This is a genomic window from uncultured Duncaniella sp., from assembly GCF_910578445.1.
Classification (GTDB): domain Bacteria; phylum Bacteroidota; class Bacteroidia; order Bacteroidales; family Muribaculaceae; genus Duncaniella.
Window position 1 is genome coordinate 1 of sequence record NZ_CAJTQC010000042.1, and the last position, 9,377, is coordinate 9,377.

General features: G+C 48.1%; 8 protein-coding genes. 2 read left to right on the forward strand and 6 right to left on the reverse strand.

The genetic code is table 11. The annotated features are described in order from the left end of the window. Positions 1-1,370, forward strand: a 1,370-nt coding sequence (locus QZ311_RS11765; RefSeq protein ID WP_297068271.1) for an outer membrane beta-barrel protein, incomplete at its 5' end; no start/stop codon positions are given. Between the two features lie 28 nt (positions 1,371-1,398). Here the strand turns inward: QZ311_RS11765 and QZ311_RS11770 are convergent. The 6 genes from QZ311_RS11770 to QZ311_RS11795 form a co-directional block, all read right to left on the reverse strand. Further along, positions 1,399-4,764 carry a UvrD-helicase domain-containing protein gene (locus QZ311_RS11770; RefSeq protein WP_297068274.1) on the reverse strand — a complete coding sequence of 1,122 codons (3,366 nt, stop codon included), beginning with the start codon at positions 4,762-4,764 and terminating at the stop codon, positions 1,399-1,401. 12 nt (positions 4,765-4,776) lie between these two features. Then, a complete protein-coding gene (locus tag QZ311_RS11775) occupies positions 4,777-5,109 on the reverse strand; it encodes a translation initiation factor (RefSeq protein WP_297068276.1) in 333 nt (110 codons plus the stop codon). 44 nt (positions 5,110-5,153) lie between these two features. After that, a complete protein-coding gene (locus tag QZ311_RS11780) occupies positions 5,154-5,651 on the reverse strand; it encodes a hypothetical protein (RefSeq protein WP_297068281.1) in 498 nt (165 codons plus the stop codon). 67 nt (positions 5,652-5,718) lie between these two features. Then, positions 5,719-6,123 (reverse strand): hypothetical protein, encoded by a 405-nt coding sequence (locus QZ311_RS11785; protein ID WP_297068284.1) that lies wholly within the window; start codon positions 6,121-6,123, stop codon positions 5,719-5,721. Positions 6,124-6,173: 50 nt separating this feature from the next. After that, positions 6,174-7,082 carry a dihydroorotate dehydrogenase gene (locus tag QZ311_RS11790; RefSeq protein WP_297068287.1) on the reverse strand — a complete coding sequence of 303 codons (909 nt, stop codon included), beginning with the start codon at positions 7,080-7,082 and terminating at the stop codon, positions 6,174-6,176. Then, on the reverse strand, positions 7,082-7,852 hold the full coding sequence (locus QZ311_RS11795) for a dihydroorotate dehydrogenase electron transfer subunit (protein ID WP_297068290.1): 771 nt from the start codon (positions 7,850-7,852) through the stop codon (positions 7,082-7,084). Before QZ311_RS11795 ends, QZ311_RS11790 begins: the two co-directional genes overlap by 1 nt. Before the next feature lie 481 nt (positions 7,853-8,333). On the opposite strand from QZ311_RS11795, the gene QZ311_RS11800 reads away from it, so the two are divergent. Next, a complete protein-coding gene (locus QZ311_RS11800; protein ID WP_297068293.1) occupies positions 8,334-9,176 on the forward strand; it encodes a phosphatase PAP2 family protein in 843 nt (280 codons plus the stop codon). Positions 9,177-9,377: the final 201 nt, after the last annotated feature.

Here is a 9,377-nt window from a genome sequence, read left to right on the forward strand (position 1 = left end):
CCGACCTTGGCGAAACCCAGATTTCGATGTTTTCAAATTTTTGTCATGTAGTTAACACTTCGGGATATGTCAATTTTTCAAGTCTCTATCCGTCGGAGACATTTCACACTGAATCCCCGTCAGCGAATAACGCTCTCGGATGGGACAGCGAACTTTATGCAGCTCTTGGCAATGGATGGTCGGTCAATGGAAATTTCCAAACCGAATTTATCGACAACAAAACGACATCCAATTATTTGGCAGGCGATGAATCGATTGAAAATCATGCAGACGAAGGCTCTTGGTGGCTGCGTGGCATGATTCAGGCTAACAAATCGCTGACAGATAAGATTACACTGTTTTCAAGTGTTTACTCAGGCGGAGGGCGTACAAAGATTGACTATTCCGGATCGAGCGTCGCAGTCAATCGTTTCCGTCAGACCTATACCGGTGTGTATTTGGGGCTATCGTTGAATTGCCGGCATGTTTCAGGCAGTATCGACGGCGGTTATGCCTTTGAGTCCAACTACATAAACGGCAAAACGATGGACGATCGTTATCCGTTCACACATATCAACTTGCAGTATGCTCCTAATCAGAAAAATTCGTTGAGTCTGTGGTTTCAATATGCGACAATGTCACCTGATGCAACGATGAAGAATCCGAATGTCATTCAGCAATCGGAACTGATGTACGTAAGCGGTAATCCGGATCTGGATTGCTCACGTCATGTGGCAGCCAATATAAGTTATACATTTCTGCCCGGCAACACATGGCAAATGTCGGCATACGCGGTTCTGTTCAGGATTATCAATCGCCAGATACCTGTCTACACTCCTGACGGTCCGGGAGGAATGATGCTGAAAAGATATAAGAATGACGGAGACTATAACCACGGACAGATTGGTGGAAGTCTGACAGGAAAGTTCCTTGACGGTAAACTCTCATTCTCCGTTTCTCCAAGACTGCTGCTTTACAAAACGACCGGAAGCCACAGCATTTCCCACTGTCCGTTTACAGCCAGCATAAATACAGACTACTATCTCGGGAAATTTTTCTTTAACGTTTACTGGGATTCAGGAAGCAGTTATGTTGATGGTGAAACAGCCTATCTTAGAAAGATGCCTATGTCATATTCTGCGGGTGCAGGATGGGTTTCACGCGGATGGAATGTCCGGCTGTCGGTTGTCAATCCATTGCAATCGTCTTGGAAAATCAGCAAAGATTCGTTGGCTACCTGCCGGTATGACAGTGAAATCACTCGCTTCGGCTCGGATTTTCATCGCCGAATATCTCTGAATGTGACTTACACCATCAATTATGGTAAAAAAGTAAATCAGATAGGTGAATTGAACGGCGGGAAGAATATATCAACTTCTATCCTGCATTGAAAGGCGTCTTCAAAGGCGAGACGGCAGCTTAATCCGGTATCTCAACTATCTGACCCGTGTCGAGGTAGTAGAGGAAGCCTCTGACGTTTTTATAACCAAGCATTGACAGCAATCCGACGTATTCTCTGACCTGCCGGATGTAGCGCTGAGGTTTCTGATTACCACTTTTGAAGTCGATGACATCGATATGTCCGTCTGCTGTCCATACAACTCTGTCGGGACGGCGCGAGTCGTCGCCTCCGATGGCTATCGGACGTTCGATCATCACTTTCCTATAGCCGTCAAACCATCGGGCGGCTTTTGGGTCATTGACACGGTCTGTGATAATGGCGTGGATTTCAGAAATGTCGCCTGCCGTCAGTTCCTTCGCTTTTTTAGAGTGACGCAGGATATTGATTGCAACATCCACATCATTCACGGTCATGATGTTGGCCATTGTGTCGTGGAGCATTATGCCTCTGTCGCGTGCATCCTCGATGTTGTAGTATTTATCTTCGAGCTTGGTATTGTCCCAGATGTTGCGCTGGGTGTGGGTATAGTATTCACCCATATCCCATAAATCACCCGGGGTCATGGCTGTCTTTTCGCTTTTTTCTTTAGCCTGCGGGACTGTCGGTGACCCGATACTGATTATATTGTCTGCGAATGAAAAATGAGTGTAGGGCGACGGGCCGCCTGACAAGCTGTCGGTTGCCTCAAGTTCACGGCAGAATTCGGGTGTGCACATGTCCATTGCATCTACAAGGTCCGCCGCTATGTTTTTGGCTCTCGGATTAGGTTTTGGGAATCCTATGCAAAGCTCGTTGACGGCACGGGTGAATGCCACATAGAGCAGATTGACCGTGTCGAGTTTCTTTTGGCAGCAGACTTCATCGTAGCGTTCCTCAAACGGAGTTCTCCTCATGGCCGATGACAGTTCAAGCGGAAGCATCGGCGGGAGCAGCTCGTCGGGAATTCCGGGGATTGACTTGAGTTCAAACCATGCGGGTTCAGGCCTGTTGCTTTCGGTCATTTCGGCAAAAGGGATGTGGACGCATGGATATTCCAGACCTTTGGATTTATGTATGGTGAGGATGTTCAGAGCCGAATCGTCCTGAGCGCCTGCCACCGGTGTTGCATAGCCTTTCTCATCCCACCACGACAGGAATGAGCGGATGTCGCCGTGGCCTCTGCCGACAAATTCTGTCACGAGGTCCTGAAAGGCATTGATGTATAGATTTTCTTCTTTAAGGTTTGCTTCCGGAACATAGGTCGCGACTATTTCCTCGACGAGTGAGATGAGGTCGACCGATGTTTCTGATGCGCGGTGCTCGGCGGACGATGACTGTGTTTCCTGACAATCGGCAGGGGTGACACTGCCCTGAATTCTTTCCTTTGATTCTGAATCAAGAACCGAGATAGCTTTCAGCAGCGACTCCGAAGAGCTTGCCCCAAGACTTTTTTCATTCTCGAAACTATTGATCATGGCTGCCACCTCGCGTTTTGTCTTTTTTCGGGGATTTGATGCGAAGTCGGTCGCGCTAATGAGTTTGAGACGGCTCACGATAAGACCGACCGTTGGTGAGTTGCCAAGAAACAGCGAGGCGTCGGATACGATGCGGAAAGGCGGAAACAGTGGGTCGGACTTCACAGTCTCCTCAAGATGCTTGATGACAATATTGCCCTCGTCGCGTTTTCTGACAAGGATCGCTATGTCGCCCGGACGGTAGCCTGCTTCAAGTTGTCGGCGGAGTTCCTGCGTAAGATTTTCAAGCGCCTCAGGAAGCCAGTCGGATTTTTTTTCGCCATTATACATCCTGACTCTGACATATCCGCGATGGTCGGCGTGTTTTTTTGAAATCTGTTGTGCGACGTTGGAATAGATTTCCTCATAGCCGAGATTTCTGACAAGCGCAGAAAAGAACGTGTTGTTAAATCTGATAACATCCGATGACGAACGCCAGTTGGTGTTTTCCGATATGTCGTTGCCCCGCACTTCGCAACGCCCTTCAGCCATGCTGTCGGTGTGAAGGTTGTGGAGAAGCGACGGATCGCTGTTGCGGAAACGGTAGATACATTGCTTTTCATCGCCGATGACGAGGTTGTCATATTCGTAGGCAAGACTTTCGTTTATGAGCGGACGGATATTGCTCCACTGGCTGAACGATGTGTCCTGAAACTCGTCTATCAGGTAGTGCCTGAACCATACACCGACACGCTCATAGAGAAATGGTGCGTCCTCGTTGCCGATGATTCTTGAAATGAGTGCGTTGGTATCGCTAAGAAGGATTGTTGAGTTCTCACGCCGGTACTTGTCGATATATTCCGCAAGCGACGACAAGAGCCCGAGCTGATATAGATTGGCCGCGATGAGCTGTAGGGTCCCGACCTGAGTGTCGCAGAACTTGACCATATCAAGGGCTTTGGCGATGATTCCGTCAAGCTCTTCGGATGGTACAGGCTGTCCCTTTTTAGGCTTTTTATATGCAGTGGCGATGTCGTCCATCGCATTTGCCATGCTCTGCGAATAGCCGTCAGATGAGTATCCTTTGGCAGCCCATTTGCGTAGGCCGTTTGTGATGTGGGCTTTGACAACTTCGTTCATGCCGGTTGTGGCAATAGTGTCAAGCGCCTCACGGCAGGCTTCGGCGGTCTGTTGTTTTATGGATTTGAGCTGTGAATAGACTCTGTTTTTGAAATCATTGAATTTTGTCTCGTCGGAGAGATAGCTCAACAGCGTGGCCTCGTTTTCGCGGTAGACATCATCGGTTATCTTGTCGATGAACTTGATGAGGTTGCGATGAATCGGGAGAGAGCGGTTGAACACATTGAACGGCATGCCATCCTCGATAAGCTGTGTCATGTAGCTTGACAGCCAGTTGATGAGATAGCGTGTGCGTTTGGTATCTTCACCGTGGTTGAGATCCTGCAGGAGTTTGTCGACGCTCATGCCGATTATCGCCTCGTCGTTAAGCTCAAGTTCATAGTTGCCTGCGACTTCGGCCTCGCGGGCAAACGAACGGAGTATCGTCTGGAAGAAAGAGTCTATCGTGGAGACGCTGAAAAAATTGAAGTCGTAGAGCAGATCGCGTAGAGCTCTTTCAGCTGTAGTCTTCAGCTCGTTGCGCGAGCAGCTGAAGGTTTTGCAAAGTTCGTCGGCATACGGACTTTCCTTTGTCCATCCCTTCTCGAGACCTGCAATCACCGCCAGTTCGTGTATGATACGGGTCTTCATTTCCTCGGTCGCCTTGTTTGTAAAGGTGATTGCGAGAACTGAGCGGTGGGCAAGACCTCCGCGACGGTTGAGGCGATAGCGTCCTTCCTCGTCTTTATATCCGAGAATCAGTTTTATGTATTCACGGGCAAGGGTATAGGTTTTGCCTGAACCGGCTGAGGCCTTGTAGATATTGATCATGATGGAAAGTGGCTATTTGCGGTAACCTTTGATTTTGAATCCGAGTTCCGATAATATTTTCTTTGTCTCGTCGAGTCGTTCGCCTTGAATCAGGATTTCACCGCCACGGGCCGAACCTCCTGTCGAGAGGCGGGTTTTCAGTTTCGATGCAATTTTTTTCAGTTCATCGTCGTCACATGTGAATCCACAGGCTATTGTGGCGGTTTTCCCGTTGCGCCCTTTGCGGTCGATGCACACTTCAATCACGTCGGGGCTTTTTGTCTCCTTCTTCTCTTCGATGACGAATTCTTCGCGTGCGAGTTCTCCGTCATTTACTTTTTGTGCTAAAATATCTTTCCAGTCCATGCTTTTACATTGTCGGGGGTGTTGTGTCGGACATCTGTCTCGGTTTATTCCTTCGTCGTGCAATTGCCGGATTCGGTGTCCATCTGGTGGAGCTCGTCGGCGTCAGTGCTTGCCGGATCGCAGTCGTGGTCGGCGGGAATCTCGCGCGGATTGTCGAGGGTATGGACTATTGTCGCAAGAGTCATGGCATATTTGTCCTGTTCGACAGGCAGCGAGGAATAGAAGGCCTTTGCCGAATCGGCATTGAGTTTAAAAGCCTCGCGGAAGCACTGGACGGCATACTCCACGTCTTCAGGAGCATCTGTCCGCTCGTTGAGCTGCATGTAGAGAATCGACAGCCGGGCCATCTGTTTTGCTTCAATTGTCTGGCGGTCTTTCTGTCCGATGATTTCGCCACACAGTTCGCGTGTGGCATCAACGTTTTCATTGGCCAGTGCAAGTTCGGCTGCCGAGATGCGTTCCGCTATAGAATCTGAGCCACCGCATGAATTGAAAGACAACGCTCCGCAGATTATACAACTAAATAAAAATGCGTGTTTCATAAATATTTAAAAAGAGGATAAATGGAAAAACACATCTTAGATTAAACGTTTCGTGGGTGTCCGGCTTTCATTTGCGCCTCTGATAGAGATATATGATGCCGTCTGTTTCGAGCTGGAGTGAAAAGTCATTGTAGCCGACGACCTTCTGTGCGATGCGTGTCGGTATTTGTCCGATAAGAGTGCTGTCGCCCTCAAAAGTCAAGGTCTCAGGTAGCAGAGTGACTATCAATGAATCATTTTCCACATTCCACTTCCCGTCGACGCTATATGAGAGAACTCCGGGTTTGATTGCACGGATCACACATTTTGCATCCTTGTGTAGTTCCATGACCGGTTCGGTCTGAGACAGCTCCGTGTTGTAGTATGTCCCGATGATTTCTTTGGCCTCTTTGCTTAGATGAGAGCATGCACACAGACTCATCGCGCAGATTGCGGCAACGGAGAGGCGGATTGCGGTGCTGGCTGATTTCATTGCGTTAAAAAAGATGTGTCATTCTTAGTTTAATTGCAGGCTGTCTCCAATCAGATACAGCCTACAATTTCGTTAATGTCGTTTATGCCGTGTCGCCGGCAGTAGTCTTCCATGAAATCTATGACTTTCATCGTCACAGCCGGGTCTACGAAATTGGCAGTGCCTATCTCAACGGCTCTTGCTCCGGCAAGCATGAATTCGATTGCGTCGCGTCCGTTCATGATTCCGCCAAGTCCGATGACAGGAATTTTCACAGCTTTTGCCACCTGCCATACCATGCGGACTGCGACTGGGCGTACCGCAGGGCCGGAAAGACCTCCTGTGACGGTCGACAGATGTGGACGTCGTTTTTCAACATCAATCGACATGCCCATAAGCGTGTTGATAAGTGATACAGAGTCGGCGCCTTCGGCTTCGACGGCGCGGGCGATGTCGGCGATTGATGTCACGTTGGGCGAAAGTTTTACAATCAGAGGCTTGTCGGGATAGGCCTGACGGACTGCCCGGGTGACAGATGCAGCTCCGTCGGTGGTCGTGCCGAATGCCATTCCGCCTTCCTTGACGTTGGGGCAGGAGATGTTGACTTCGATAGCCTTCACTCCGTCGAGTGAATGAAGCCGGCGTGCGGTCTCGGCATAGTCGTCGACGTTTGCTCCCGACACGTTCACGATAAGACGTGACTTATAGTCCTTGATGCGGGGATAGATGTGTTCGATGAAGTAATCTACACCCTTGTTTTGCAGGCCGACAGCGTTGAGCATACCTGCCGGGGTCTCGACCATGCGCGGATAGTCGTTGCCCTGACGTGGATTGAGTGTCGTGCCTTTGATGATATATGCGCCTAAACGGTCAATGTCGATGAACGGTGTGAACTCTTCGCCATAACCGAAAGTGCCTGATGCGGTCATCACCGGGTTGCTGAGTTCAAGACCGCCTATGTTGACTGAAAGATTTGCCATTACTCCCAAGTTAATTCGTTAATGTTAAATACAGGGCCTTCTGTGCAGACACACACGTTGCCTTTGACCGTTTTCTCGACGCAGCAAAGACATGCGCCAAGTCCGCAGGCCATCATGTTTTCGAGTGACACCTCGCAATCTGTGCCGTTGCGCCGTGCCACGGCTGCTACCGCTTTCATCATCGGGGCAGGTCCGCAGCAATAATAACGGTGGTAGGCTTCTGAAAGACAAGGGTGGGCGGTCACGAATCCCTTCACGCCGTCCGAACCGTCCTCGGTGCAGACATGTACAGTCCCGACGCTTTTGAACTCATCAAGAGACAGAAGGTCGGCGGCAGTGCGTGCGCCGAGCAGGAATTCCGGTTCGAAACCTGCTGATTTCAGCGTTTTTCCGAGATAGAGTAGCGGAGCGACACCTACACCACCTCCGATGAGCAGAAGTTTTGCTCCCTGTGGCGCGTCGGTGGAAAATCCTTTGCCTAATGGCAGCAGCAGGTTGATTTTGTCGCCTGATTTCATGTCCATCAAAGCCGATGTGCCTCGTCCGGCATTACGGACAAGGAGCGTAAGGGTGTTGGCCTCATAATCGACATCGTTGATTGAGATTGGGCGACGGAGAAGTACACCGGGTGTCTCTACCCCGACTTCTACAAACTGGCCCGGAAGCATCTCGGGAAGCCGGCTGCCGTCGGCTGGTGAAAGAACCATTCTGCAATAAGAGTCGCCTGACTTGCAGTTATCAATAATAATGAAATCCTTAACTTGTTTCATGGTTGATTGATTACATTTCAGTTTCTTGGACCGGAATGGCTTTGTAAGCCATATACCAATCCATAAGTGCTGACATCCGGCCATCGTCCTTCAGTCACCACAAAAGTAATAAATTCCCTACAAACCGTCAAAAATCGTGACAAAAACATTGGCCGTTGTGTGTTAACTTTGCTCTTAATTTAGATGACATATTGACATGAATTATTAAATGTCGTAACTTTGCGGTTGAAAATAATGGAAGCGGAGGCTTCTAAGATATAATTTAATAGCGTTTGCTATTTGTTCCAATCAGAATGAAACGTCGGAAATTTCATTGAGCTATGAATGGAGGAACAAGTCGCGAGCGTCCATCTTTTGCATGGGCGTGACTTGCCGTTCATAACACCAATCCGACGGGTGCATTCTGGGCAGTCATAGCCCATGTTTTTGCATTCGTCGAATTTGATTTATGGGCATTGGCATTCGCACAAACGATATGCCAATGACTATAAGTAAATTGGTAGGAAGTCTCATGATATATGGACTTCTTACCGCACCATTGTGTGGGTATGCCCAAACATCAAAGATTGAAGAAGCATCAGATGTGATTTTTCAATCTTCTGCACAGACTGTCGATTTGTCACCGGTTGACGGTAATTACAGCACGGATATGCATCAGTCTGAATGCCATAAATTTAATGCCATGAATCTGATACTTCCGGGTGCAATGATGACTGTTGGGGTGTTTGGAATAAAAAATAAGGCATTCAGGAAATTGAATACCGAGATTAAAAACGGAATGGACAATCTGAGAGGTGGTCATTTCTTCCATGCCGATGATTATATCCAATATTTTCCGGCTGTAGCATATCTGACATTGGGCTCTGTTGGCATCAAATCAAAACATAGCATTAAAGAGCGTGTCGCAGTGGAAGCAACTGCATATATGACAATGGCTGCATTAACTAATGCGGGCAAATACGCGTTCAATGAAAAAAGACCCGATTCAAATGCAAAAAATTCGTTTCCTTCCGGTCACACGGCAACGGTATTCACAGGTGCAGAGTTGATAAGAGAAGAATATGGTTTGGGCTTTGGAATAGGGGCTTATTCTATTGCCGTTGGCGTAGCTTTTTTACGCCTTTACAACGGTCGCCATTGGCTCAACGATGTTATTGCAGGTGCTGGTGTCGGGATATTATCTGCGAGAATTGGTTGTTGGATGCTCCAATTATATCGTCAATGGTTTAAATGGGACAATTCTTCTTCAAATATTATAGCCATATCACCGGGATATGATTATAAAGAATCTACGTTTTCGGTTAATCTGGCTTATACATTCTAGAGGGCGTTTAACTATTATTATCAAACACCCTCTTAATCACGATTGTCCAAGGTACGTTTGTCTGGGACAGAACGATAAGTTTTGTGGAACAACGGATTTGAAGGAAGTAAAGTTGATTTGGCCGACATCAATGAAAATATAAACCGGGGTTTAGTACATGACAAAAATTGAAATCATGCTGTTAAACAGTTAAATTTTAGG